The sequence below is a fragment of the Radicibacter daui genome (assembly GCA_030657355.1).
GTDB classification, from domain to species: domain Bacteria; phylum Pseudomonadota; class Alphaproteobacteria; order Radicibacterales; family Radicibacteraceae; genus Radicibacter; species Radicibacter daui.
Genome location: CP131056.1, coordinates 222,522 through 247,109 on the forward strand (window position 1 = coordinate 222,522; position 24,588 = coordinate 247,109).

19 protein-coding genes and 1 riboswitch are annotated in these 24,588 nt (G+C 64.7%); of the genes, 11 read left to right on the forward strand and 8 right to left on the reverse strand.

The features are described 5' to 3' along the window. Window positions 1–87 precede the first annotated feature (87 nt). Window positions 88–876, forward strand: a complete 789-nt coding sequence (locus QTL98_RS01060; protein WP_445680385.1) for a VC0807 family protein — start codon at window positions 88–90, stop codon at window positions 874–876. Window positions 877–1,051: 175 nt separating this feature from the next. Here QTL98_RS01060 and QTL98_RS01065 read toward each other — a convergent pair whose 3' ends face one another. Continuing rightward, window positions 1,052–1,390 carry a P-II family nitrogen regulator gene (locus tag QTL98_RS01065; RefSeq protein WP_445680386.1) on the reverse strand — a complete coding sequence of 113 codons (339 nt, stop codon included), beginning with the start codon at window positions 1,388–1,390 and terminating at the stop codon, window positions 1,052–1,054. Window positions 1,391–1,831: 441 nt separating this feature from the next. Here QTL98_RS01065 and QTL98_RS01070 point away from each other — a divergent pair, with 441 nt between their 5' ends. The 3 genes from QTL98_RS01070 to hslU all read left to right on the forward strand — a co-directional run bounded on the left by QTL98_RS01070 (window position 1,832) and on the right by hslU (window position 5,129). After that, complete coding sequence (locus tag QTL98_RS01070) at window positions 1,832–3,094, forward strand: UbiH/UbiF/VisC/COQ6 family ubiquinone biosynthesis hydroxylase (RefSeq protein ID WP_445680387.1); 1,263 nt, start codon at window positions 1,832–1,834, stop codon at window positions 3,092–3,094. Between the two features lie 127 nt (window positions 3,095–3,221). Further along, window positions 3,222–3,779, forward strand: a complete 558-nt coding sequence (gene hslV, locus QTL98_RS01075; RefSeq protein ID WP_445680388.1) for an ATP-dependent protease subunit HslV — start codon at window positions 3,222–3,224, stop codon at window positions 3,777–3,779. A gap of 36 nt (window positions 3,780–3,815) precedes the next feature. Then, entirely contained in the window at window positions 3,816–5,129 is a 1,314-nt protein-coding gene (hslU, locus tag QTL98_RS01080) for an ATP-dependent protease ATPase subunit HslU (RefSeq protein WP_445680389.1), read from the forward strand. Window positions 5,130–5,213: 84 nt separating this feature from the next. Here hslU and QTL98_RS01085 read toward each other — a convergent pair whose 3' ends face one another. The 3 genes from QTL98_RS01085 to QTL98_RS01095 all read right to left on the reverse strand — a co-directional run bounded on the left by QTL98_RS01085 (window position 5,214) and on the right by QTL98_RS01095 (window position 7,238). After that, window positions 5,214–5,639, reverse strand: coding sequence for a hypothetical protein (locus tag QTL98_RS01085; RefSeq protein ID WP_445680390.1), 426 nt, complete (start codon window positions 5,637–5,639; stop codon window positions 5,214–5,216). Between the two features lie 79 nt (window positions 5,640–5,718). Next, window positions 5,719–6,246, reverse strand: a complete 528-nt coding sequence (locus QTL98_RS01090; RefSeq protein ID WP_445680391.1) for a bactofilin family protein — start codon at window positions 6,244–6,246, stop codon at window positions 5,719–5,721. Window positions 6,247–6,551: 305 nt separating this feature from the next. Continuing rightward, complete coding sequence (locus QTL98_RS01095; RefSeq protein ID WP_445680392.1) at window positions 6,552–7,238, reverse strand: EI24 domain-containing protein; 687 nt, start codon at window positions 7,236–7,238, stop codon at window positions 6,552–6,554. A 267-nt stretch (window positions 7,239–7,505) separates the two neighbouring features. Here QTL98_RS01095 and QTL98_RS01100 point away from each other — a divergent pair, with 267 nt between their 5' ends. Then, window positions 7,506–8,501 (forward strand): adenosine kinase, encoded by a 996-nt coding sequence (locus tag QTL98_RS01100; protein WP_445680393.1) that lies wholly within the window; start codon window positions 7,506–7,508, stop codon window positions 8,499–8,501. Window positions 8,502–8,563: 62 nt separating this feature from the next. Continuing rightward, on the forward strand, window positions 8,564–9,577 hold the full coding sequence (locus QTL98_RS01105) for a response regulator transcription factor (protein ID WP_445680394.1): 1,014 nt from the start codon (window positions 8,564–8,566) through the stop codon (window positions 9,575–9,577). A 53-nt stretch (window positions 9,578–9,630) separates the two neighbouring features. Here QTL98_RS01105 and QTL98_RS01110 read toward each other — a convergent pair whose 3' ends face one another. The 4 genes from QTL98_RS01110 to QTL98_RS01125 all read right to left on the reverse strand — a co-directional run bounded on the left by QTL98_RS01110 (window position 9,631) and on the right by QTL98_RS01125 (window position 17,224). After that, on the reverse strand, window positions 9,631–11,898 hold the full coding sequence (locus tag QTL98_RS01110) for an NADP-dependent malic enzyme (protein WP_445680395.1): 2,268 nt from the start codon (window positions 11,896–11,898) through the stop codon (window positions 9,631–9,633). 104 nt (window positions 11,899–12,002) lie between these two features. Beyond that, a complete protein-coding gene (locus tag QTL98_RS01115; RefSeq protein WP_445680396.1) occupies window positions 12,003–12,992 on the reverse strand; it encodes a formylglycine-generating enzyme family protein in 990 nt (329 codons plus the stop codon). A gap of 897 nt (window positions 12,993–13,889) precedes the next feature. Further along, window positions 13,890–16,568 (reverse strand): DNA mismatch repair protein MutS, encoded by a 2,679-nt coding sequence (mutS, locus tag QTL98_RS01120; RefSeq protein WP_445680397.1) that lies wholly within the window; start codon window positions 16,566–16,568, stop codon window positions 13,890–13,892. Between the two features lie 227 nt (window positions 16,569–16,795). After that, on the reverse strand, window positions 16,796–17,224 hold the full coding sequence (locus tag QTL98_RS01125) for an FKBP-type peptidyl-prolyl cis-trans isomerase (protein WP_445680398.1): 429 nt from the start codon (window positions 17,222–17,224) through the stop codon (window positions 16,796–16,798). 273 nt (window positions 17,225–17,497) lie between these two features. Beyond that, window positions 17,498–17,582: riboswitch (SAM riboswitch) on the forward strand. Between the two features lie 112 nt (window positions 17,583–17,694). On the opposite strand from QTL98_RS01125, the gene metZ reads away from it, so the two are divergent. From metZ to pstA, 5 genes are all read left to right on the forward strand, one after another. Next, complete coding sequence (gene metZ / locus QTL98_RS01130; protein WP_445680399.1) at window positions 17,695–18,891, forward strand: O-succinylhomoserine sulfhydrylase; 1,197 nt, start codon at window positions 17,695–17,697, stop codon at window positions 18,889–18,891. 147 nt (window positions 18,892–19,038) lie between these two features. Continuing rightward, window positions 19,039–20,541 (forward strand): ATP-binding protein, encoded by a 1,503-nt coding sequence (locus QTL98_RS01135; protein ID WP_445680400.1) that lies wholly within the window; start codon window positions 19,039–19,041, stop codon window positions 20,539–20,541. A gap of 221 nt (window positions 20,542–20,762) precedes the next feature. Then, window positions 20,763–21,767 (forward strand): substrate-binding domain-containing protein, encoded by a 1,005-nt coding sequence (locus tag QTL98_RS01140; RefSeq protein WP_445680401.1) that lies wholly within the window; start codon window positions 20,763–20,765, stop codon window positions 21,765–21,767. Window positions 21,768–21,858: 91 nt separating this feature from the next. After that, entirely contained in the window at window positions 21,859–23,241 is a 1,383-nt protein-coding gene (gene pstC, locus QTL98_RS01145; RefSeq protein ID WP_445680402.1) for a phosphate ABC transporter permease subunit PstC, read from the forward strand. Further along, window positions 23,234–24,583, forward strand: a complete 1,350-nt coding sequence (gene pstA / locus QTL98_RS01150) for a phosphate ABC transporter permease PstA (protein ID WP_445680403.1) — start codon at window positions 23,234–23,236, stop codon at window positions 24,581–24,583. The genes pstC and pstA overlap by 8 nt, the downstream gene beginning before the upstream one ends. Window positions 24,584–24,588 lie beyond the last annotated feature (5 nt).

Consider the following 24,588-nt stretch of genomic DNA (forward strand, 5'->3'; position numbering starts at 1 on the left):
CCCCGTTATGGCTGGTAAAACCCCGCGCGTAAGCCCTGAAGGCCCCGCGTCCGGGCCGGCAAGGGTGCCGGCCAGACCCAGAAAGCCATGATGGAAAAGCAGCCGTCCGAACAAAACCGGGATATCGAGCCCGGAACGCACGAACCCACGACCGTCGCTACCGGCGTGGAGCCCGAGATGCCGGCCGCCGGCAAGAGCGAAGTGCGTCACAACCCGCCGCTGCTCCTCAATCTCGGCATCAATGTTGCCCTGCCGGCCATCATCATGGGCCAGCTCAGCAGCGAGCACCGGCTGGGGCCGGTTGTTGCCCTGATCATCGCCCTGTCGCTGCCGCTGGGGTATGGCCTGTGGGAACTGGCGCGCCACCGGCGCTTCAACGCCTTTTCCATCATCGGCCTCGTCTCGCTGGTACTGACCGGCGGGGTCAGCCTGCTGCATCTGCCGCTGGAATGGGTGGTGGTGAAGGAAGCCGGCGTTCCGCTGCTGATCGGGCTGGTGCTGACCGGCTCGGAGCTCACGCGCTGGCCGCTCGCTACGCTCTTTCTTGGCCAGTTCATCGACCTTGCCCGCATCGAGGCCGGTTTTGCCGGCAAGGGCAAGGAAAGGCTGTTCCACCGGACTTTCCGCGGCGCCGCCATGGCCTTTGGCGCCAGCTTCTTCATCTCGGCGGCGCTGAACTATATCCTCGCCACCACCATGCTGAAGAGCGAGCCCGGTACTGCGGCCTTCGTCAGCGAGCTTGGCCGCATGACGGCCTTCAGCCTGCCGGCGATCATGGTGCCGATGTTTATCGTCACCTTCTCGATCTTTTTCTTCCTCATCTGGTCGATCCAGCGCCACACCGACCTCAAGGTCGAAGACGCCTTCCGCAGCTGAGGGCGGCCGGCCTCATGGGCAAGGGGCTATCTCCAGGAATGACAAAGGGGGCCTCCGGACGGGATACCGGCCCCAGGCATTTGCCTGGACCGGACCCCCGTAAACCGGAAAGCCCCCTTGTTCTGACGGCCACACCACCCGACCGGGCGGCGGGCCCTCTCACGTGACGGGTCTCTCAGAGCGCCTCGGCATCGACCTCGCCAGTGCGGATACGCACCGCGCGGGCAACGTCGAGAACGAAAATCTTGCCATCACCGATCCGGCCGGTATTGGCGGCGGACTGGATGGCATCGACGACGGAATCGGCCTGTTCGTCGGTCACGGCGACCTCGACCTTCACCTTCGGAAGGAAAGACACCGAATATTCGGCCCCGCGATAGATTTCCGTCTGACCCTTCTGGCGACCGAAACCCTTCACTTCACTCACCGTCAGGCCCTGGATGCCGAGCTGCGTCAGAGCCTGACGCACTTCATCCAGCTTGAACGGCTTGATGATTGCCATCACCAGCTTCATGCGGTTCCTCTCGGGGTTATGGTTGACTTGCGCGAATGTCCCAAGCCAATGCCACCTCGCGTCAGCCGCCGACCGGGGTCAGCAAGCCACCGCGGACGTAGCAAGCGTCGCAGGACCCTCTCCCCTGTCTCAAGAATTGTGCCAGCGGACGAAAATGCACGCCTCGGCGAGGCAGCCTCAGGCGTCCGCCGCCCGTTTATCCCCAAGACAGGCTTGATGATGGCCTCTTTTTAAGCAAATGGCTACGAATTGTGCGCATCCTCCGGCTGTAAACGCACCGCCTTGCGGTAGAGCTGCATCCGGGACTGAAAAACCCTCTGCCCGCCTGACCCGGACCGTTCGCGACTGGACAAGGCAGCGCTTCGGCGCAACTGTGCCAGCGCTCGCGATGGCGGTGACTGCCGGGCGTGCGCAGAAGTTACCTTGGGGAAATGACCTGTCATGAGTGCAGCAGCCCTCACCTGCGAGATCGTGATCATCGGCGGCGGCCTTGCCGGCATGACGATGGCGGCGGCCCTGGGCAGCGCCGGTATCAGCACGGTGCTGGTTGACCGCGATACGGCGGAAACCCGCCTTGCTCCCGCTTTTGATGGCCGTACCACCGCCCTCGCCTTCGGCGCCAGGCGATTGATGCAGGCGATCGGGGCGTGGGACGCCATGGCGGCGGAGGCGCAGCCGATCCTGGACATCCGGGTGGCCGACGATAATTCCCCCCTCTTCCTTCACTATGATCACAGCGAGGTCGGTGACGATCCGCTCGGCTGGATCGTCGAGAACCGCCATATCCGCTGGGGCCTGCTGCAACGCCTCGGCGCGCTTTCAGGAACCGTCACCCACCTGTGTCCGGTCATGGCGAACCATGTGGAAAGGGCGCCGGCCGGTGTGACCGTTACCCTTTCCGACGGACGCGAGATCACGGCCCGCCTCGCCATCGCCGCCGACGGCCGCGCCAGCCCCCTGCGCCAGCAGGCCGGCATCGCCACCGACCGCTGGGGTTATGGCCAGCAAGCCATCGTCTGCACCGTGGCGCATGAGGATCCGCATAACGGCGTTGCCATCGAGCACTTCATGCCATCGGGGCCGTTCGCCATTCTGCCGATGACCGATGATGCCGAGGGACGCCATCGCTCCTCCATAGTCTGGACGGAAAAGGAACGGCTCGTTCCTTATTACATGCAGATGGACAGTGCCGGCTTCGAACTGGCGCTGCGCCGCAAGTTCGGAGACTTCTGGGGTCGCGTCAGTGTGCTTCCCTCCGCCGGCGCCGCCAGCGGCAACGAGCGCTTCACCTATCCGCTCGGCCTTATGCTTGCCCGCCACTATGCCGGGGAGCGGCTGGCGCTTATCGGCGAAGCCGCGCATGTCGTGCATCCCATTGCCGGCCAGGGCTTCAATCTTTCGGTGCGCGATATCGCCGCGCTGGCCGAAGCGATCAGCGATGCGCGGGCGCTGGGGCAGGATGCGGGCGGGGCGGAGGTGCTGGCTCGTTATGAGCGCTGGCGCCGTTTCGATGTCGCAACGCTTGCCGGTACCACCGATGTGTTGAACCGCCTGTTCTCCAATACCGAACCGGTGCTGAAGCTGGCGCGCGATCTCGGGCTTGCCGCTGTCGGCAAGGTGCCGCCGCTCAAGCGGTTTTTCATGCGCCATGCGATGGGAACGGTGGGCGAACTGCCGCGCCTGATGCGTGGCGAGCCGCTCTAGGAATTCTGCCCCCAGGAAGGGACGGCCGGCATCGGCACCCTTGCAGCCGGGCCGCCGCCTTGCCACATCAAGGCCACGCCCGGCGGCTCAGATACCCACGGGCCCCATTTCGTAAAGACAGGACCTCATGAGCGATAACGATCCCATCGGCTGGCACGGCACAACCATTCTCAGCGTCCGCAAGAACGGGCGTGTGGTGATTGCCGGCGACGGCCAGGTGTCGATGGGCCAGACGGTGATGAAGGGCAATGCCCGCAAGGTGCGCCGGCTGACGACCAAGGGCGATTATCATGTGATTGCCGGATTTGCCGGCGCGACCGCCGATGCCCTGACGCTGTTCGAGCGGCTGGAAGCCAAGCTGGAGCAGCATCCCGGCCAGCTGGCCCGTGCCTGCGTGGAGTTGGCCAAGGACTGGCGGACGGACCGGTATCTGCGGCGCCTTGAGGCGCTGATGGCCGTGGCCGACCGTGAAACCAGCCTGATCCTTACCGGCAATGGCGACGTGCTGGAGCCGGAAGATGGCCTTATCGGCATCGGCTCCGGCGGTTCCTACGCCCTTGCTGCCGCCCGTGCGCTGATCGACCGCGACGACATGGATGCCGAGGCGATTGCCCGCAAGGCGATGAGCATTGCCGGCGATATCTGCGTCTACACCAATCACAATGTGACGCTGGAAGCCCTTTAAGGGCAACCGGCGCACCCTCAAGCCCGTTCGAGTGCCATGACCACAGCCTTTACCCCGCGCGAGATCGTCTCCGAACTCGACCGCTTCATCGTTGGCCAGCATGACGCCAAGCGCGCGGTCGCCATCGCCCTGCGCAACCGCTGGCGCCGTCAGCAGCTCACGGGGCAGATGCGCGAGGAGGTTCTGCCCAAGAACATCCTCATGATCGGCCCCACTGGCGTCGGCAAGACCGAGATCGCCCGCCGCCTTGCCAAACTGGCGCAGGCCCCCTTCATCAAGGTGGAGGCAACCAAGTTTACCGAGGTCGGTTATGTCGGCCGCGATGTCGAGCAGATCGTGCGCGACCTCGTGGAAGCCGCCGTTGCCATGACGCGCGAGCGCCTGCGCGAGGATGTAACGGCCAAGGCCGAGCTTGCCGCCGAAGAGCGCGTGCTTGATGCGCTGTGCGGCAGCGACGCGCGCGAGGCTACCCGCCAGCATTTCCGCAAGCTGCTGCGCGAAAACAGCCTCAACGACAAGGAAATCGAGATCGAGGTGCAGGAGAGCGGCAACCCCACCCTGCCCACCTTCGATATTCCCGGCATGCCCGGCGCGCAGATGGGTGCCATCAATCTGGGCGACATGCTGGGCAAGGCCTTCGGCCAGCGCACCAAGCGCCGCAAGATGACGGTCGGCACCAGCTACGAACTGCTGGTGCGCGAAGAAGCCGACAAGCTGCTGGACCAGGAAACCGTGGTCACCGAGGCGGTCAGGTCGGTGGAAAACAACGGCATCGTCTTCCTCGACGAGATCGACAAGATCACCGCCCGCTCCGAACGCCAGGGGGCGGATGTGAGCCGCGAAGGCGTGCAGCGTGACCTGCTGCCGCTGATCGAAGGCACGACCGTCTCGACCAAATACGGACCGGTAAAGACGGATCACATCCTCTTCATCGCCTCCGGCGCTTTCCATGTCGCCAAACCGTCGGATCTGTTGCCGGAGCTGCAAGGCCGCCTGCCCATCCGCGTCGAGCTGTCGCCGCTGAGCCGCGAGGATCTGCGCCGCATCCTGACCGATCCGGAGACCAGCCTGATCAAACAATCCGTTGCGCTGATGGCTACGGAGCAGGTGACGCTGGAATTCACCGACGATGCCATCGATGCCCTCGCCGAACTGGCGGAGGAGATCAACCGCAGCGTCGAGAATATCGGCGCGCGCCGGCTGCACACCGTCATCGAGCATGTGCTGGACGATATCTCCTTCACCGCCAGCGAAAAGCAGGGCAGCCAGATAACCATTGACGGCGCGCAGATCCGCGACAAGCTGCAAGGGCTCGTCAAGAGCACCGACCTGTCGCGCTTCATTCTTTGACAGCAGCCAGCCAACAAAAAGCCCCGCCATCGAGAGATGTGCGGGGCTTTTTGTTGTGCCGCAGGAAGCGGCGAGCGCTTGCGGTCAGGCCCCTTGCGGCGGCGCAACCGTCGACCGGGCGAGTTCGCCGACAATCGGCGCGCAGCTGTCGGAGCTGACACCGTCCTTGCGCGAGCGCACCTCGACATAGGTGACCCTGGCGTTGGCCTGGTCACCCACCATCACCATTTCCAGAACACAGGCAGCCTTGCGGTACTGCCAGATTTCCGCCGTCGGTTCGCGCAGCTTGAGATGCGGCGCGCCATAAAGGCCGACGATCTCCTTGATGCTCTTGCCCATCAGCGAAGCCGTGGTCAGCGGAAACACCATCTGCGGAGCGGGCGGTGCCGCACTGGCAGCTGCCTGGACACCCGGAAGGGCCGTCGCCGGCTGGCTTGACGTCGTCAGACCGGCTTGCCTGGTCGTTCCGGCACCACAGGCCGCCAGCAGCAGGCAGCAGAGCAGCGTCACCGCTCCCCGGACCCGTCGGGGACCCGGGATGTGCCGCCCGTGCGGCGCAAACTCGGCAGGCGCACTGGCCAGGAACATATCAGGCCTTGCTTTCTTCACCGGAGAAAGAGAGTTCACCTCTGGGCTGGGACGGAGCGGCGACGGCCGCCGGCGCGGCAACTTCGTCGCCGGCGCCCTGCTTCAGGCTGCCTTCGATACGGCCGCCAGCCTCGATCTCCAGTTCGCCATAGATCACCGTGCCGGTGATGAGGCCGGTGGAGGTCATGCTCAGGCGGCCGCGCACCACGATCTTGCCGTCGAAATGACCGCCGATCAGCGCGCTGTCTACCGTGGCCGTGCCCTTGAACAGGCCGCCCTCGCTCACTTCCACGCTGCGGCCATCGCTGAGCGTGGCATCCACCCGGCCTTCAACCACCAGATGGTCGCAGGTGGTGATATCGCCGGAGAAGGAAATTTCCTTGCCAACCACCAGACGCCGGCGCTCGTCACCATCACGCTGGCTCTCGGGGCGCCGGACAAAACCACCCGTCGTCGCACCGGCCGGTTCGGCAGCACGCGTGGGCGTCTTGAAGCCCAGCGGAGCGGGCCTGGAAGGAGCGAGCGGCATGGAGCTTCCTTTGCTGGAATTGGCAGGGGGAGCCGGCGGCAGGGGGCGGGCAGCAGGCGGGACGACCGCGGCGGCGGTTTCCGCCTCGGCCGGCGCGGGCCGTTCATCAAGCACAGGTTCTAACGATTCGCGTGTTTCACTGCTGAGCCCCGAAGAGGAACCCGATTTACGCCGGAAAATCACCGCCACCCTAGCCCCTGTGCAAATGATACCATACGAATCACTGTAGCGCCCTTTGCCGTGCCCGTCACCGGGATCATGTCACTTGCGGCATGTTTTTTTGCGAGAGCGAGATCACGCCCAGGCTACGGCGCCACCGGCCGGCCAAGGCCGCCAATACGGTTGACGCGGTGGGTCATGAGCGCCACGCCAACCAGCGGCGCGACAAGATTGAGCACCGGAACGAACAGCAGCGCCGTAACCAGTACCCCGCAGGCCCAGACCATCAGCCCGTGGCCGAGCCTGAGGGCCCGCGCCTCCTCCACAGGCAGGCGCCGCAGCGCCACGAGCTCGAAATATTCGCGCCCGATGAGGTATCCATTCACGGCGAAATAAATGACGAGATTGAGGCCGGGCAGCAGCAAATAGACCGGCAACACCAGAATATTGACGATGAGCGTTGCCGCCAGAAGCCGCAGGGAAGCTGCCATCTGGCTGGAAAAGGCTATGTCGCGCGCCGGCGGCAGTGCCGGGTAATACCGGTCCTCGACATGTTCGACAACGCGGTCGACATAAAAGCCCATGACGGCGATGACCGTGCCGGGAAAGAGCAGCCAGGCAACCACGACGGCCCCGGCCTCCCCCAGCACCGACATCACCCGGTTGAGCCAGGACCAGCTGCCATCGAAGAGCTGCAACGCATCAATGCCGATCCAGGCCAGCACCAGCAGGGCGGCATAACTGGCAAACGCCAGCAGGATGGAGCGCCACAACAGCGCGCGTGAGCGGCTGTCCGACAGCTGGCCAAATGCGCGGAACAGATCCCCGATCATTGTCTCTCCCCTCCTGCTGCCGACGGCATCGGCCGGCGTCTCGCGCCACGGTTCACCAAATATCCTGTCCGCTCAAGGATGAGCCCCTTGTACGGGACAGGAAGAACCAATCGTTGCGGCAAATGTGCGCTGCACGATAGGTTGCCTTCCTCGATCCTTCATCTGGCCACACCAAGGCAAGGATTGAAGGCAGCCAATAGCCCTGCCCTCGTCCCGCCCGGTTGACGCCGTTTCATACCCGACCCGAATACCAAGGGAACTGCCTTTATGACCGAAGCCCGGTTTGACGTACTGTGTATGGGAAACGCCATCGTTGACGTGCTGACAACCGTTCCGGATACGTTTCTTTCGCAGAACGGGCTCAACAAGGGGGCGATGACCCTTATCGACGCCAACCGCGCCGAGGAGCTTTACGGGCTCATGGGGCCGGCCATCGAGCGCTCGGGCGGCTCCGTTGCCAATTCGGCCGCCGGCGTCGGCGCTCTTGGCGGGCGCTGCGCCTATGTCGGCAAGGTCGCCAATGACCAGCTCGGCGAGATCTTCCGCCATGACGTGCAGTCGCTCGGCATCCATTTCGAGACCGGCCCGCTGCTGGGCGGCGCGCCGACCGCGCGGTCCTTTATCTTCGTGACACCCGATGCCGAGCGCACCATGCAGACCTTCCTGGGCGCCTGCACCGAGCTGACGCCGGAGGATGTGCCCGAAGACCTGCCGGCAAGCGCCAAATTCTCCTATCTGGAGGGGTATCTCTGGGACAAGCCGCAGGCCAAGGCCGCGCTCAGCAAGGCTGCACGCATTGCCCGCGCCGCCGGCCGGGAAGTTGCCCTCTCCCTCTCCGACCAGTTCTGCGTCGATCGCCACCGCGATGAGTTCCGCACCCTCATCAACGACCATATCACCGTGCTCATCGGCAATGAGGACGAGGTGAAGTCGCTGGTCGAGGTGGACAGCATCGAAGCGGCCCTGCCGCTGCTGCGCCCGATGGCCGGCATGATCGCCATCACCCGCAGTGACCGCCCGACGCTGGTGCTGCGCGGCGAGGAGACCGTCGAGGTGCCGGTTCCGGCAGTGGCGAAGGTGGTGGACACCACCGGTGCCGGCGACATGTTTGCCGCCGGTTTCCTTTGGGGGCTTACGAACGATCTACCCCTTGCCAAATGCGCCCGCGCAGGACAGGTCTGTGCAGGAGAGGTCATTTCCCACATCGGACCGCGCCCGGACGCCGACATCCGCGCCATGGTGCGTGCAGAACGTGGCCTCTGATCTGAACCAGAACGAACAAGGGCGGGCGGCCCCGGGCCGCCCCCTGCAGGGACCAGGCCTTCATGGACAGTAAAGAGCGGGCACGACGGGCGGAAATCGTGATCCTGTTCGGTGAGGTGCAGGTCGGCGCGCGCATGGCGCTGCGCCAGGCCCTGCTGCGCGAAGGCTTCGAGAAGATCTGGGACTTCCAGAGCCTTCCCGAGCTGGAAGAACATCTGAACGCCGCCTATCCGGATCTGGTTTTCGTCGACACCCTGCTCGGCCAGGAGACTACCGACCTTACCCGGGCGATGCCGTCCAGCGGCGGCAAGGTAAGCGAGATTATCCGCTCTATCCGGTATGGCGATGTGGGAGCCAACCCGTTCGTGCCGATCATCGCCACCACCTGGGATCCTTCCTCGGCGCTGGTAAGCGATATCCTCAATGCCGGTGCCGACGATCTGCTGGTCAAGCCGCTGTCGGGCGCAACGCTGATGGACCGCATCATGGCGCTCATCAACCGGCGCAAGAGTTTTGTGGTGACTGCCGACTATATCGGCCCCGACCGCCGGCGCGATTCCGCGCGCAAGGAAACGCCGGGCTCCATGCAGGTACCGCTGCTGGCACCGCCCAATCCGCTGGCGGCAAAAATGCGCGGCGAGGGTTCCACACTGGCCAGCCTGCGCGGCCAGATCAACGACATGAAACATCAGGTCAACGAGCAGCGCCTGAAACGCAGTGCCTTCCAGGCGGCGTTCCTTGCCGTCGAGATCGCCGGGGCGGTGGAAAGCGGCAATGCTGCAAGCCTGCGCGAGAATTCGCAGCGCCTGTGCGATGTCGCGCGGGACCTGCGCGGCCGCGTGGCCGGCAGCAGCGTTGAAAAGGCACGGGAGTTCAGCCAGCGCCTGCAGGAGGTGGCCACCGCCATCGCCACCGGCGAAAAGCTGCCGAACAACGCCGATCTGACGAGGCTGGACACGGCCTGCCGCGACCTTTCCGAGGCGTTCCATCCGGAAGTGAGCTCGGGCGAACTCAGGGCCCAGGTTATCGACGCGGTAAACCGGGCGCATGCCCGCAAGCAGCAGGCCAGCGCCTGAGGGCCTGAAAAAGGGCAGCCCCCGAAGCGGTTGCCCTCACCTTGCCCTTCAGCTCAACAGACCGCTTCGTGCGCAGCCAGCACGGCCATGGTCAGAATATCGTTGACGCTGGCCCCCATCTGGACGATCTGCGCCGGCTTGCCCATGCCGAGCAGCAGCGGCCCCACAGCGGTTTCGCCGCCCAGTTTCTGCAGCATCTTGGCCGAGATGTTGGCCGCATGGAGCGCCGGCATCACCAGTACATTGGCAGGCCCGGTCAGGCGGCTGAAAGGATAGAGGCGCCGCATCAGGTCGTAGTCGAGTGCCACTTCAGCACTCATTTCGCCATCGTATTCAAAATCGACCTGCCGGCCGTCCATCACCTTCACCGCGTCGCGGACCCGCGCCGCCAGCGGCCGCCAAGGCTGGCCGAAATTGGAGAAGGACAGGAACGCCACGCGCGGCGTGTGGCCAAAGGACCGCACGGCAGCAGCAGCCTGCACCGCGATGTCGGCCAGTTCCTCCGGCTCCGGACGCTCCGCCACGGTGGTGTCGGCAATAAAAACGGTGTGCCCGCGCGACATCAGCATGGTCATGCCCAGAACCCGGGCACCTGGCTTGGGGTCGATGACGGCGGCAATATCATCAAAGCTGATGGCAAAGGGTCGTGTTGCACCGGTCACAAGCGCATCGGCATCGCCCATGGCCACCATAAGGGCGGCCAGCGTGTTGCGGCGCTGGTTCACCTGGCGCTGGCAATCACGATAGAGCGTGCCGCGCCGCTGCAGGCGCTCGTAGAGAAAGTCCGCATATTCCTTGCGGCGCTCGGCCGGGTAGACGCGGGAATTGACCACTTGCAGCTCGTCAGGCTCATGACCGAGCGCCTTCAGCTGCTCAGCCACCACATGCTCATGAGCAATCAGGACCGGTTCGCCAAAACCGCCGGCCTTGAAGGCCAGCGCCGCGCGCACGACACGTTCTTCCTCGCCTTCCGCAAACACCACGCGCTTGGGAGCGCTGCGGGCCTGGGCGAAGATGGACGCAAGGCGATCCGATGTCGGGTCGAGGCGGGCACGCAGCTGGGCGCGGTAGGCATCGAGGTCGGCAATGGGCTTGCGCGCCACGCCGGTTTCCATCGCTGCCCTGGCAACGGCTACAGGAATGGTCGTGATGAGGCGCGGGTCGAAGGGTACCGGAATAATGTAGTCGGGTCCGAACTGCAGGCGGCGCCCGGCATAGGCCGCATCCACCTCGTCCGGCACATCCTCGCGCGCCAGATCGGCCAGCGCCTCGGCGGCGGCGATCTTCATCGCCTCGTTGATGGTGGTGGCTCGCACATCAAGTGCGCCGCGGAAGATGTAGGGAAAACCGAGGACATTGTTGACCTGGTTGGCGTAGTCGCTGCGACCCGTCGCCACGATGGCATCGGCGACCGCCTCGCGGGCCTCCTCCGGCGTGATTTCCGGATCGGGGTTGGCCATGGCGAAGATGATCGGCCGCGGCGCCATGCGCTTCACCATCTCCTGCGTCAGCGCTCCGCGCACGGAAAGGCCGAGGAAGACGTCCGCCCCCACCAGCGCCTCTTCCAGCGTGCGGGCATCGGTGGTCACCGCATGTGCGGATTTCCACTGGTTCATACCCTTCTCGCGACCCTTGTAGATGACGCCGCTGGTATCGCAAAGCAGCACATTCTCGTGCCGCACACCCATGGATTTCACCAGTTCGGTACAGGCCACACCCGCCGCCCCGGCGCCATTGACGACAACCTTCACTTCGTCCAGCGCACGGCCGGTGAGCCGGCAGGCATTGATGAGACCCGCCGCCGCAATGATGGCGGTTCCATGCTGGTCGTCATGGAAAACCGGGATATCCATGAGCTCGCGCAGACGCTGCTCGATGATGAAGCAGTCCGGCGCCTTGATATCTTCCAGATTGATGCCGCCCCAGCTGGGCCCGAGATAGCGCACGGCATTGACGAAAGCGTCGATATCCTGCGTATCGACCTCGATATCGATGCCGTCGATATCGGCAAAGCGCTTGAAAAGCACAGCCTTGCCTTCCATCACCGGCTTGGAGGCAAGCGCCCCAAGATTGCCGAGGCCCAGGATGGCCGTGCCGTTGGAGATGACGGCAACGGTGTTGGACTTGGCCGTATAGTCATAGGCCCGGTCGGGATCTTCGGCGATGGCGCGCACCGGCGCGGCCACACCGGGAGAATAGGCAAGCGAGAGATCGCGCTGGGTGGTGAGCGGCTTGGTGGCAACGATTTCCAGTTTGCCGGGACGCCCGCTCGCGTGCATTTCCAGCGCTTCGGCGTCCGTTACGCGCTTGGTCTCTTCCATATCGAGTGCCTCTCCCTGTTCACCTTATCGCCGCCTGCATGGGCGGCATTATTCCTCCGGGGCAGAAGAGACTGCCCGCCTCTGCCCGTCTCCCGCAAGAGCGGCTAGAGCCTGACGAGACGAAAACCGATGCGCGGATCGCGCAGATCGGCAGGGCGCTCCTGCCGCCAGGCCGGCCGGCAGGTACCGCAGCCGCGGTCATTCCAGCTGCCGGCGCCCTTGATGATGATGGTCCCGAATTCCAGGCCGGCATCGTCGGTCCATTCATAAACCTGCCCGGCCGCATCCAGCATGCCATAGGGGCTGGCACCGCGTTTGTAGAGCCCGACCGGCTGGGTATCGAGCGGGCCGGAATCAGCGCTGTCGAGGCGGCTCGCATCAAAAATCTCGCCCCAGGGGAAGGGCCGTCCATCATCCCCGCGGGCGGCCTTTTCCCATTCCAGCTCGTGCGGCAGGCGCCAGACGTCGCCGGTACGCAGGCTGAGCCATTCGGCATAAGCGCGGGCATCATCCTGCGAAACCAGCACGACCGGATGATCCTCCCGCCCCTTCGGCGCCATCGGACCGGTCCAGGCCGCCCGCTGCGACGCATCGGCAAGCGGGTCGGCCACGGCACGGATAAAGCCCTGGGACGCTTCGAAGGACGGGACACGATGACCTGTTTCGATAACGAAACGGGCATACTGGGCGTTGGTTACCGGGGTGCGGCAGATACGGAAGGCGCCGGTCGAGCGTTCGGCGCGGTCATCTTCATTTTCGTACTGGCGCCGTGTGCGGCTCAGCTTCTGGCCATAGGCCAGCTCATCAAGATCATAGGCGCGGTCGCGTTCGGCACGGTCGGAACCGGCGATGAAAGAGCCTTGTGGCACGGAAACAGTGGCCGGAGGCGTGATAACAGGCCGGGCGACAGGTGCGGGCACGGTGCCCAGCGGCGAAACCGGCGCCGGCGGCGTCGGGGCAAAACCGCTCGGCTCCAGGATCCTGGGCGGGGGCGGCATCGCGCAGGCTGCCGGCATGAAAGCGGCGGCGGCCAGGAAGAGGCGGCGCTGGATCACACGGGGTCGGGACAGGGTCGGCTCGCTCGGCAAGGGCATGGCTGGACGATATTGCCAGCATCCAAAGGTACGCGCGAGGGGCGCTATTCAGGCGCAGAGTGAAGTTATGCCTATTAAACAACCGGGTATGCCATCAGCAGGGAGGGCCGCCCGACAAGCGGCCCTTCCCCTTTTGGCTCCGGTTTTTACATGTCGAGCCCGATGTCGCGGCGCAGATGGGGGCTCAACCCGTCAATCTCTGGCCGCCGCCGCGTGGGGCCTCTGGGCAAGGGGGGCGGTAACAGGCGGCTCAGCGCCCGGGTGAGCAGACTGCCCACAGAGCCATCGGCCATGGACCTGGTCGGAGTATCGCCGGAGTCGCGGTTGTAACGTACGGATATCATGATCTTTTTCCTTTGGTAGATCACAGGTGGAAATATCCCGCCATCGTCCGCAAGGACACAGAACGGGAGAGGATGGCGCCCGCCAGGCGGGCACCAATTCTGAAAGTGGGGGAAACGGACGTTCAGGCCGGAATCAGGATGGAAAGCGGACGCGCCGGAGGCCGCAAACGGTCTTTGAGAAGGCCGAAGGCGGAGTCGGGGCCAGCAAGCCCGCTGCATGCAGCCCAAAGGCTACAGCTCAGCGTGCAATAAAATCCTGATGTCGGAAGAACGGGTGAACCGCAGGGGCGTCGTCAGTTGCAACGCGGCTGGCGGTGATGCTCCACGGCGTAACGGAAGCCACGACGGGTAGCGGTGCGAAGAGTGGATCGCGAACCGGTCATATGTGGCCTCCTTCCATTGTTATTCGCCGGAGAGAACTCCCCTGACGGGGACTCCGTTGTCCGGCGAGTAACGCCGAGAAATCCGCGCCGGGCAATATTGTTTCCCGGAACGCGATATATTTGAGAGCGTGTCTGTGGCATCCGGGCAACGCCTGCCGGATGCCGTCAGGTCAGGTGGCGCCCGACATTTCCTTCAGCCGGTACAGCAGATCGAGCGCCTCGCGCGGAGTCAGCCGGTCGGGATCGGCGGTATCGAGCGCGTCCAGCACAGCGGCGCCTTGCGGCGGCAGGGCTGCCACCTTCGGTTCCGCCCGGACGGCGGCAAAGAGCGGCAGATCCTCGGCAAGACGCTCGACCGACCGGGCCTGGTCGCCATTTTCCAGATGCGACAGCACCAGCTCCGCGCGGGAGACGACGGCCGAGGGCAACCCGGCGAGCCGGGCGACATGAATGCCGTAAGAGCGATCGGCCGTTCCCGGCGCTACCTCGTGCAGGAAGACCACCTGCCCCTGCCACTCCCGGATCTTCATGGTATGGCAGGACAGGCTGGAGAGCTTGCCGGCGAGCTGGGTCAGCTCGTGATAATGCGTGGCAAAGAGCCCGCGGCAACCAATACCCTCATGCAGATGCTCGACCGTGGCCCAGGCGATGGAAAGCCCGTCGAAGGTGGCCGTGCCACGGCCGATCTCGTCCAGGATGACCAGCGAGCGGGCACTGGCGCGGTTGAGGATCGCTGCCGTCTCGACCATCTCGACCATGAAGGTGGAGCGCCCGCGCGCCAGATCGTCCGCTGCCCCCACGCGGCTGAACAGCCGGTCGACGATGCCGATATGGGCGCTGTCGGCCGGTACGTAACTGCCGGCCTGCGCCATCAGGGCGATCAGGGCGTTCTGGCGCAGGAAGGTGGATTTACCGGCCATGTTGGGGCCGGTGATGAGCCACAGGCGCTGCTCTGCCGACAGGTCACAGTCATTGGCGACAAAGGGAGTTTCTCCCCCCGCCTTCAGTGCCGGCTCCACCACCGGATGGCGCCCGCGCACGATGGTGAAGGCAAGACTGTCCTCCACCTGAGGGCGGCAGTAACCCTGCTCTTCGGCCAGTTCGGCGAGGGCGGAGACGGTGTCGGCCAGCGCCAGCGCCTGGGCCGCCGACATCAGCGCGCCGCGCTCATTGGCAACCAGATCCACCAGCTCGGCAAAAAGCTGCAACTCCAGCCCCAACGCCTTGCCGGCCGCCTCGGAGATGTTGCGTTCCAGATCGGCCAGTTCGGTAGTGGTAAAGCGCACCGCGCCGGCCATGGTCTGGCGGTGGATGAAGCGCTCGCGCATTTCCGGCTGCAACAGCCGGTCGCCATGCGCCTGCCCGACCTCGATGAAATAGCCGATGACGTTGTTATGCTTGATCTTGAGCGTGGAGATACCGGTCTCGCCGGCATAGGAAGCCTGCAACCCGGCAATCACCCGGCGGGATTCGTCGCGCAGCTGGCGCAGCTCATCAAGGGCGCCGTTGTAACCGCTGGCGATAAAACCACCGTCCCTCGCCAGAAAGGGGGGCTCGGGTACCAGAGCTTCTTCCAGCCGGCCCACCAGCGCCTCGAACCCGCCCAGCGCCGCAGCGGCGCCGGCCAGACCTTCAGGCAGCGGTGTCAAGCCAGCATCGGCGAGCAGCTCATTTCGAAGTTGCAACGCTATGTCGAGCGCCCGGCGAACACTCAGAAGATCATGCGGACCACCACGCCCGAGAGCCAGTCGCGAAAGCGCGCGCTCAAGGTCGGGCGCGCGCGACAGCAAGCTGCGCGCCGCCTCGCGGCGATGGGTCTCTTGGTAAAAATAACCCACCATGTCGAGCCGGGCATTGATCGCCGTAGCATCGGTAAGCGGGGCGGTTATCCAGCCGGACAGCAGGCGGGCACCGGCACCGGTACGGGTGCGGTCAATAGCGGAGAGCAGCGAGCCCTTGCGCTCACCGGAGAGCGTGCGGGTCAGCTCCAGATTACGCCGGGTCGCCGCGTCGATGTCCATCGAAGCGCCGCCTTCCGGTCGGCGCGGCGGCATCAGCGGCGGACGCTCCTGCCGCTGAGTCAGCGCCACGTAATCGGCAAGGGCTGACGCCGCCGCGATCTCTCCGCGGGAAAAATCACCAAAGGCATCGAGCGTGCCGACGCCATAAATCGCGGCAAGCCGTTTGGCCCCGCCGACACTGTCGAAACGGGAGGGCGGCAGCACAGTGAGCGCCTGCTTCCATTCCGCTATCGCATCGATAATTTCGTCCCGTTCGGCCAGCCGCTCGGAGATCAGCAGTTCCTGCGGCTCCAGCGCCGCAAGGGCGGCGGCCAACCGCTCGCGTGAATGGGCTTCGAGCAGGAAAGCGCCGGTGGAAAGATCGGTCCAGGCCAGCGCCAGCTCACCGCCGGCTTCCGCCAGCGCGACCAGATGATTGAAGCTGCGGGCATTAAGCAGGGAATCCTCGGTCAGTGTCCCCTGCGTGACGACCCGTACGACATCGCGCTTCACCACCGATTTGGAACCGCGCTTGCGCGCTTCGGCAGGGTCTTCCATCTGCTCGCACAGCGCGACGCGGAACCCCTGGCGGATCAGACGGGCAAGATATTGCTCATGGCTGTGCCAGGGCACACCGCACATCGGGATATCTTCGCCCAGATGCTGGCCACGTTTGGTCAGCGCGATATCGAGCGCACCGGCCGCCTTGACCGCATCTTCGAAGAAGAGCTCGTAAAAATCGCCCATGCGGTAGAAGAGCAGGCAGTCGGGATACTGCTCCTTGATGCCGAGATATTGCTGCATCACCGGCGTTGCCTGCCGGAAACCTTCTGCCGCCTGCTCTGCCATACCCTGCCCTGTGCCCCTCATCCCTTGCCGCGCCGCTCCGCTTCGCGGATCGGCCCCTGGAGCGCCCCCTAGCGCCGGGAGAGCCATGGTTATCAGGGGCGGCCCGGCAAGGTAAAGCCGGCTGAGGGCACGAGCGGGAGAAGCAGCAAAAGAAAAGGCCCGCCTGCCGGCACGGGAGCCGGCGGACGGGCCTTCAAATCAGCGGCCCTGGTAAGACCGCCCGGCCTTCAACCGATGCTGACGATCTCGAGCGCGAAGGTCAGGTCTTCGCCGGCGAGCGGATGATTGGCATCCATCGTCACCGTCTCGTCGTCGAACTCGATGATGGTCAGCACCATCAGCTGGCCGTCTTCGGTTTCGGCCTGGACCTGCATACCTTCTTCAACCGGCATATCGTCCGGCAGCTGGTCGCGCGGCACGACCTGGACCATGGCCTCATTATGCTCGCCATAAGCCTCATCGGCCGGAATGGTCACAGTCTTCTTTTCGCCAACGGCCATGCCGGTGACGGCGGCATCGAAGCCGGGGATGACCTGGCCGGCGCCGACCTTGAAGGACAGCGGGCTGCCGCCAACGCTGCTGTCGAACTCGCTGCCGTCATTGAGGGTGCCGGTGTAGTGCAGGGAAACGGTGTCCCCGGTCTTCACGGTCGCCATGGAAATATCCTTGAAATTCTTGGGTGAAAGGAGCCTCCCGACAGTCATGTCCGAAAGCTGCCTGCTGGGATTGAGGCCCCGCCCGGGACACGGGCAGGTGCAAAAGCGCCCCTGATCCGGGTTGGTTGCTGCCGGCGGGGCTAGCACGCCTCGGGGGCTGCGGTCACGGCCCAAATTTTGAGGCCCTGGTTAAGGATGGGGCTGATGGCGGTGCTTTCAACCACTTGCCGGAGAGCTGGCAGGGGCTTGACCGCCGGCTTTCACCGCTTCTAATCTGCCGGTGGTGCCGATTTGGGCCGACCGGCTTGCGGGGCACCCTGTTTGAAACATACCGCTAAAAGGTCGGAGTCGCGTAAGCCACGCTCCCTCACCCGAGCCCGACTTTCCGTGACCCTGACCGGCCTTTGCCGCGGGTTTGGTCGCCCATAGCCCCGTGGGGCTACTCAAGGCGACAGGAGAGAAGAAGGATCATGGCACGCGACAAGAAGCTTCCCGGCAATCTCGATCCCCGCACGCTGATGGTGCATGGCGGCACCCAGCGTTCCGGTTTTGACGAGACCAGCGAAGCCCTGTTCATGACCTCCGGCTATGTCTACGGCACAGCCGAGGAGGCCGAGGAAGCCTTCAAGACCGACGGCCTGCGCTACGTCTATTCGCGCTACCGCAACCCCACCGTCTCCATGTTCGAGGACCGGCTGGCTCTGCTGGAAGGCGCCAGCGGCTGCCAGGGTGCGGCAAGCGGCATGGCGGCGATGACGCTGGCGCTGTTCGGCCTGACCAGGGCCGGTTCGCGCGTGGTGGCAAGCCGGGCGCTCTTTGGCTCCTGCCTTTATCTTATCACCGACATGCTGCCGCGTTACGGTGTCGAAACAGTTCTGGTCGACCCGGATGACCTCAATCAGTGGGCGGATGCCTTCAAGAAGCCGACCGATGTCGCCTTCCTTGAAACCCCGTCCAACCCGGGCCTTGTGCTGGCCGACCTGCCGGCGATCGCCAAACTTGCCCATGCCGCCGGTGCCAAGGTGGTGGTCGATAACGCCTTCGCCTCTCCGGTGCTGCAGAAGCCCCTGTCGATGGGCGCCGATGTGGTCGCCTACTCCACCACCAAGCATATCGATGGCCAGGGCCGCGCCATGGGCGGCGCCGTACTCTCCAACGATCCGGAATTCTTCAAGGCGATCCAGCCCTTCGTGCGCCACACCGGCCCGTCGCTCTCGCCTTTCAATGCCTGGCTCATGCTGAAGGGGCTGGAGACGCTCGACCTGCGCGTCAACGCCATGGCCGACAGCGCGCTTGAGGTTGCCACCTATCTGGAAAGCCACCCCAAGCTGCGCAAGGTCATGTATCCGGGTCTTGCCTCCCACCCGCAGCATGCCCTCGCCAAGGCACAGATGAAGAAGGGCGGCACCATGGTGGCGCTGCATCTGGAGGGCGGCAAGGAAGAGGCTTTCCGCCTGCTGAACGCCCTGAACGTCATCCCGATTTCCAACAATCTGGGTGATTCCAAGTCGTTGGCCACTCACCCGGCCACGACCACCCACCAACGCCTCAGCGACGAGGAACGGGCGGCAGCCGGCATCCATCCGGGCACCATCCGCCTGTCCGTCGGTCTGGAAGCGGCTTCCGACCTCATCGCCGACCTCGATCAGGCGCTGAAGAAGGTCTGAAAAAACAGCGGGACCGCTCACGTCCCGCAGGGCATGGCCCGTCCGGAGATATGATTGTAACATTTGTTTCTCTGGACGGGTCCCGGACCCTCAAGCACAACACCGAGTTAATCCGGAGCACTGCAGCAGGAGCCGGGAGAAACCGGCATGAGCACCCAGGACGTGGACGAAACAGACAGAACGGCAAAAGCCCCTGAGGGCTCGACTGGTCAGGTCCTGCCCTGGCTGCGTTTTGTCGTCGGTTCAGCCCTGTTGCTGCTGCCCACGCTGGTCATCCTTATCGTGGTTGCCCGGCTCGGACAGATTTCCACCACCGCGCTGACCGCCATGGCCGGCATCAGCATTGTCACCAGCATCGGGCTTGGCTGGCTCAACCTGCGCGATTTCCGCACGATGGGCCGTTATCTCGACGCCGTCTCGCTGGCCAAGGACGCCGTGCCGGTGCCTGAAGAAGGCAGCGAGGCTGCCCGCGCCATCAATCTGCGCGTCGCCCGCCTGCATCGCAGCTGGCGCCGGCGACTGGAGCGCCAGCGCGCCCAGTCCAAAATCAGCCGGGACATGCTGGAGGCGGTGACCGACCCCTATCTTCAGCTGGACGAAAACGCCATCGTGGTGAGCGCCAACGCCGCCGCGCGCGAGCTGTTCGGCACCCGGCTCCTGGGACGCGATATCGCTACCCTCGCCCGCCATCCGGATCTGCTGGGCGCCGTTTCCGAAGTGCTGGCCGGCGGCGAGCGCCGCCGGGTGGAATTTACCCTGCGCGGGCCGGTGGAGCGCATCCTCGAGGCGCGGGTCACCCCGTTCGGCGATCCCGGCGCCAATGGCAGCCGGCCGATCATCCTTTCCTTCTATGACATCACCACGCTGAAGCGGACCGACCAGATGCGGGCCGACTTCATTGCCAATGCCAGCCACGAGCTGCGCACACCGCTCTCCTCGCTCATCGGTTATCTGGAGACGCTACGCGGACCCGCCAAGGACGATGTCGAGGCGCATGACCGCTTCCTTGCCATCATGCAGGAGCAGGCGCTGCGCATGGGCCGGCTGGTCAACGATCTGATGTCGCTCTCGCGCATCGAACTGGTGGAGCACACCCGCCCGACCGAGCCGGTATCGCTGCGCGGCGTTGCCAGCCACGTCATTGATGCCCTTGCCCTCAAGGCCGAAAGCCGGCGCATCAAGCTGGTGTTGAACGGTCCGCCCGGTGACATGCCGGTGATCGGTGACAGTGACCAGTTGACGCAGCTGGTGCAGAACCTCGTCGACAACGCCATCAAATATGGCGCCACCGACAGCGAGGTCACCATTTCGCTCTCCACCGTCGATGCGCGCGCCGCCGGCCTTGGCGAGACGGAAGGCAGTGGGCGGGCTGTTGCCCTTTCCGTGCGTGACCGCGGCGCCGGCATTCCGCGCGAGCACCTGCCCCGCCTTACTGAACGTTTCTACCGTGTAGACCCGGCGCGCAGCCGCGCCGTTGGCGGTACCGGGCTCGGCCTTGCCCTCGTCAAGCACATTACCAACCGCCATCGTGGCCGCCTTGCCATCGATAGCGAGGAAGGGCGCGGCAGCACCTTTACCGTCTACCTGCCGCTGCAGGAGATTGCCCTTTCCGGCAAGCAGCCGGGCCATCGCGGCAGCAGCGCAGCATAATTCTTTTATATCAAATAATTAGCAGTCCGTATTTTCCTGTATGACAGTTCATTGGCCGCTGTCATCAAACAGAAACATAACTGTCGTAATTATCGCCCCCGACGCTGGCTAGCTTGGCCGCGGTGGCCGGATTCCTGCTGTTTTACGCCTCCACCGGATAAGAGGCGGGATCGGTTGCCGGCAATGGAAGACCATGCCGAACCCGATCCGGAGGAGATCAGATGAAAAAGACGTTCGCTCTCGCCGCGCTTGCCACGCTGGCGCTGGCCGGGACCGCCGAGGCGCGTGACCAGATCCGGATCGTCGGATCGTCGACCGTCTTCCCTTTCTCCTCCGCCGTTGCCGAGCAGTTCGGCCAGAAGACCAGCTTTCCCTCCCCGGTGGTTGAATCCACCGGCACCGGCGGCGGCATGAAGCTGTTCTGTGCCGGCGTGGGCACCGAACACCCGGACCTCACCGGCGCCTCGCGCCAGATCAAGAAGTCCGAATTTGCCGACTGCCAGGCCAATGGCGTCACCGACATCGTCCAGCTGCGTATCGGCAAGGACGGCATCGCCTTTGCCAGTTCCAAATCCGGACCCGACCTCAACGTTACCCGGGCCCAGCTCTTTCTGGCGCTCGCCAAGCAGGTACCCGTCAAGGGCAAGCTGGTCGACAACCCGAACAAGAACTGGTCGGACATCGACCGCGGACTGCCGGATGAGGAGATTGAGGTTCTGGGTCCCCCTCCCACCTCCGGAACCCGCGATGCGTGGGTTGAGCTGGTGATGACCGAGGGCTGCAAGGAACTGGATTACTTCAAGTCCCACAGTACGGATGTCTGCGGCGCGATGCGCGAGGATGGCGCCTTCATCGAGGCCGGCGAGAATGACAATCTGATCGTCCAGAAGCTGGAGGCCAACCCGGTCGCCTTCGGAATCTTTGGCTTTTCCTTCCTCGATCAGAACAGTGACAAGTTGCAGGGGGCCCGGATCGAAGGGGTCGCCCCCACGTTCGACACCATTACCGATGGCAGCTACGAAGCTTCCCGGCCGCTCTTCCTCTATGTGAAGAAGGCCCATGTCGGGGTCATCCCCGGCATCAGCGAGTACCTCTCCGAACTCACCTCGGAAAACGCGCTCGGCGACTATGGGTATCTGGTGGAAAAGGGGCTGATCCCGCTGCCGCCTGAAGATCGTGACACGCTGCGGGCCGCAGCGACGGCACTAACCCCTTTCAGCATGTAAGGCGCACGGGGTCGCGCCACCGGTTCCGGCGCCGCCCGGCAAAAGGGCGGCGCCTTTGGCATAACTTAACGGGTACTGGAGTTCCGGCAGCATGCCGCTGTCCCTTGTTCTTGTCGTGATCGTGCTGCTGGCGGCCCTGGGCTACGCCATGGGCCGCTCCCGTGCGCTGGCGGCCGGCGGCGGCAGTGCCCGCACGCTCAATTCCGTGCCCCGCTATTACGGCTCCTATGTCGCGCTGTGGGCCGGCCTGCCCTCTCTGGTGCTGCTGTTCATCTGGAACGCCGCCGACGGCGCGATCATCCGCGGCATGGTGATTGATCGCATCGCCATGGCCACCAGCGTCACCGCCCCGGCCGCGCTCAATCTGGCTTTTGCCAATGTCGTCAATCTGGCAAACGGTGCCCTCAATAGTGACGGCGCAGACCCCAATCTGCTGGCCGCCGCCGGTTACTACAATCACCTGCAGGACCTCTCCGGCCAGATTGCCGGTGCGCTGGTTCTGGTGCTGGCGCTTTGTGGCCTTGCCTATGCCTTGCGCCGCGTGCGGCCGGCACTGCGGGCCCGCAATGCGGTTGAGCGGGTGGTGCACACCCTGCTCATGTTGTCCTCGCTGCTGGCGATCCTCACCACGGTCGGCATCGTCCTGTCGCTGATCTTTGAATCGATCCGCTTCTTCACCCATGTCGCGCCGTGGGATTTTCTCTTTGGCCTGCAATGGAGCCCGCAAACTGCGCTGCGCGCGGACCAGGTCGGCAGCTCCAGCGCCTTCGGCGCGGTGCCGCTCTTTGCCGGCACCCTGCTGATCGCCACCATCGCCATGCTGGTGGCGGTGCCCGTCGGGCTCATGTCGGCCATCTATCTCAGCGAATATGCCAGCCGCCGGACCCGCGCGGTGGTGAAGCCGCTGCTGGAGGTGCTGGCCGGTATTCCAACCGTGGTCTACGGCTTTTTTGCCGCGCTTACCGTAGCACCCTTCTTCCGGTCTCTCGGTCAGATGGCCGGCCTTGATGTCAGTTCGGAAAGCGCCCTCGCCGCCGGCATCGTCATGGGCATCATGATCGTGCCCTTCGTCAGCTCGCTCTCCGACGACGTGATCAACGCCGTGCCGCAATCGCTGCGCGATGGTTCCTACGGCATGGGCGCCACCCGATCGGAGACCATTCGCCAGGTCGTGCTGCCGGCGGCGTTGCCGGGCATCGTCGGTGCCTTCCTGCTCGCCGTCAGCCGCGCTGTCGGCGAGACGATGATCGTGGTGATGGCCGCCGGCCTTGCCGCCAACCTGACCTTCAACCCGCTGGAAGCGGTGACCACGGTTACCGTGCAGATCGCCACCTTGCTGGTGGGCGATCAGGAGTTTGACAGCCCAAAGACGCTGTCGGTCTTCGCCCTCGGCCTCACCCTCTTTCTGGTGACGCTCTGCCTCAACGTGATCGCCCTGCGCATCGTGCAGAAATATCGGGAAAAATATGACTGAGCGCCCACCGGCCCTTCCCGCCGGCCCGGCCGGCACACAAACCGCAGGCGCGCAGGGCAAATCCCCGGCGCTGACCTCGCGGCACATGAGCGATGCCTCGCGCGCCCGCCTTAAAAAGCGCTATGCCGCCGAAGCGCGCTTTCGCTTCTATGGCGTGGCGGCCATCACGCTGGCGCTGGCGATGCTGGTGCTACTCATCGGCTCCATTGCCTGGCGCGGCGCCGGTGCGCTTGTCGAAACCTGGGTCAGCTTCGATGTCTATGTCGACCCGGCGGTGGTCAGCGCCGACGATCCGGCCAATCCGCAGACCAACTACCGCAAGCTCGTCTATGAGGGCTTCTACCAGCAATTCACTCCGGCGCTCTCCCGCTCCGACCAGCGGGTGGCGGGCAGCCTGATCAGCTCCGGGGCCGACCGCTTCCTGCGCAACATGGTGGTAAGCGACCCCGCCCTTATCGGGACGACTGTGCGGCTTCGGACCCCGGCGGGCGACGATATCGACCAGATGCGCAAGGGCAGGATCGACCGTTCGTTGCCGCAGGCCGAGCGCAAGATCACCGATCGCCAGCTTGCGCTCTACGACCAGCTGGTTGCCGACGGCGATATCGGTCTTGGCTTCAACTCCGTTCTCTTCACCAGCACCGATTCCAACGAACCTGAACTGGCCGGTATTTTCGGCGCGCTGATCGGCTCGCTGATGACGCTCGGCGTCTGCCTCGTCTGCGCCGTGCCCGTCGGTGTGGCGGCAGCGATCTATCTCGAGGAATTCGCGCCGAAGAACCGCATCACCGATTTCATCGAGGTCAACATCAACAACCTCGCGGCAGTGCCTTCCATTGTCTTCGGCCTTCTGGGTCTCACCGTCTTCTTGCAGTTCTTCGGCCTGCCCCGGTCGGCCCCGCTGGTGGGAGGGCTCGTGCTAGCCCTGATGACCCTGCCCACCGTGATCATTGCCTCGCGGGCGGCCATCAAGTCCGTGCCGCCCTCGATCCGCGATGCCGCCCTCGGGCTCGGCGCTTCCCGGCTGCAGGCGGTCTTTCACCATGTGCTGCCGCTGGCCATGCCCGGCATGCTGACCGGCTCGATCATCGGCATGGCGCACGCGCTGGGAGAGACCGCCCCGCTGCTGATGGTGGGCATGGTTGCCTTCATCACCAGCGTCCCCTCCAGCCTGACCGACGCCGCCACCATCCTGCCGGTGCAGATCTATCTCTGGGCCGACCGGCCCGAGCGCATGTTCATCGAGCGCACCTCGGCCGCCATCATGGTGCTGCTGCTCTTCCTTGTCGTCATGAACTCCGCGGCCATCCTGCTGCGCAAGAAATTCGAACGTCGGTGGTAACTGCC

Bases quoted from the DNA above. Each gene is read 5' to 3' on its own strand.
- pstA (WP_445680403.1), top strand. From the start codon at position 23,234: ATGACTGAGCGCCCACCGGCCCTTCCCGCCGGCCCGGCCGGCACACAA.
- QTL98_RS01090 (WP_445680391.1), bottom strand. From the start codon at position 6,246: ATGCCGCTCGCTCCTTCCAGGCCCGCTCCGCTGGGCTTCAAGACGCCC.
- mutS (WP_445680397.1), bottom strand. From the start codon at position 16,568: ATGGCAGAGCAGGCGGCAGAAGGTTTCCGGCAGGCAACGCCGGTGATG.
- QTL98_RS01140 (WP_445680401.1), top strand. From the start codon at position 20,763: ATGAAAAAGACGTTCGCTCTCGCCGCGCTTGCCACGCTGGCGCTGGCC.
- pstC (WP_445680402.1), top strand. From the start codon at position 21,859: ATGCCGCTGTCCCTTGTTCTTGTCGTGATCGTGCTGCTGGCGGCCCTG.
- QTL98_RS01110 (WP_445680395.1), bottom strand. From the start codon at position 11,898: ATGGAAGAGACCAAGCGCGTAACGGACGCCGAAGCGCTGGAAATGCAC.
- QTL98_RS01060 (WP_445680385.1), top strand. From the start codon at position 88: ATGATGGAAAAGCAGCCGTCCGAACAAAACCGGGATATCGAGCCCGGA.
- QTL98_RS01115 (WP_445680396.1), bottom strand. From the start codon at position 12,992: ATGCCCTTGCCGAGCGAGCCGACCCTGTCCCGACCCCGTGTGATCCAG.
- QTL98_RS01095 (WP_445680392.1), bottom strand. From the start codon at position 7,238: ATGATCGGGGATCTGTTCCGCGCATTTGGCCAGCTGTCGGACAGCCGC.
- QTL98_RS01125 (WP_445680398.1), bottom strand. From the start codon at position 17,224: ATGGCGACCGTGAAGACCGGGGACACCGTTTCCCTGCACTACACCGGC.
- QTL98_RS01135 (WP_445680400.1), top strand. From the start codon at position 19,039: ATGAGCACCCAGGACGTGGACGAAACAGACAGAACGGCAAAAGCCCCT.
- hslU (WP_445680389.1), top strand. From the start codon at position 3,816: ATGACCACAGCCTTTACCCCGCGCGAGATCGTCTCCGAACTCGACCGC.
- QTL98_RS01070 (WP_445680387.1), top strand. From the start codon at position 1,832: ATGAGTGCAGCAGCCCTCACCTGCGAGATCGTGATCATCGGCGGCGGC.
- metZ (WP_445680399.1), top strand. From the start codon at position 17,695: ATGGCACGCGACAAGAAGCTTCCCGGCAATCTCGATCCCCGCACGCTG.
- QTL98_RS01100 (WP_445680393.1), top strand. From the start codon at position 7,506: ATGACCGAAGCCCGGTTTGACGTACTGTGTATGGGAAACGCCATCGTT.
- hslV (WP_445680388.1), top strand. From the start codon at position 3,222: ATGAGCGATAACGATCCCATCGGCTGGCACGGCACAACCATTCTCAGC.
- QTL98_RS01065 (WP_445680386.1), bottom strand. From the start codon at position 1,390: ATGAAGCTGGTGATGGCAATCATCAAGCCGTTCAAGCTGGATGAAGTG.
- QTL98_RS01105 (WP_445680394.1), top strand. From the start codon at position 8,564: ATGGACAGTAAAGAGCGGGCACGACGGGCGGAAATCGTGATCCTGTTC.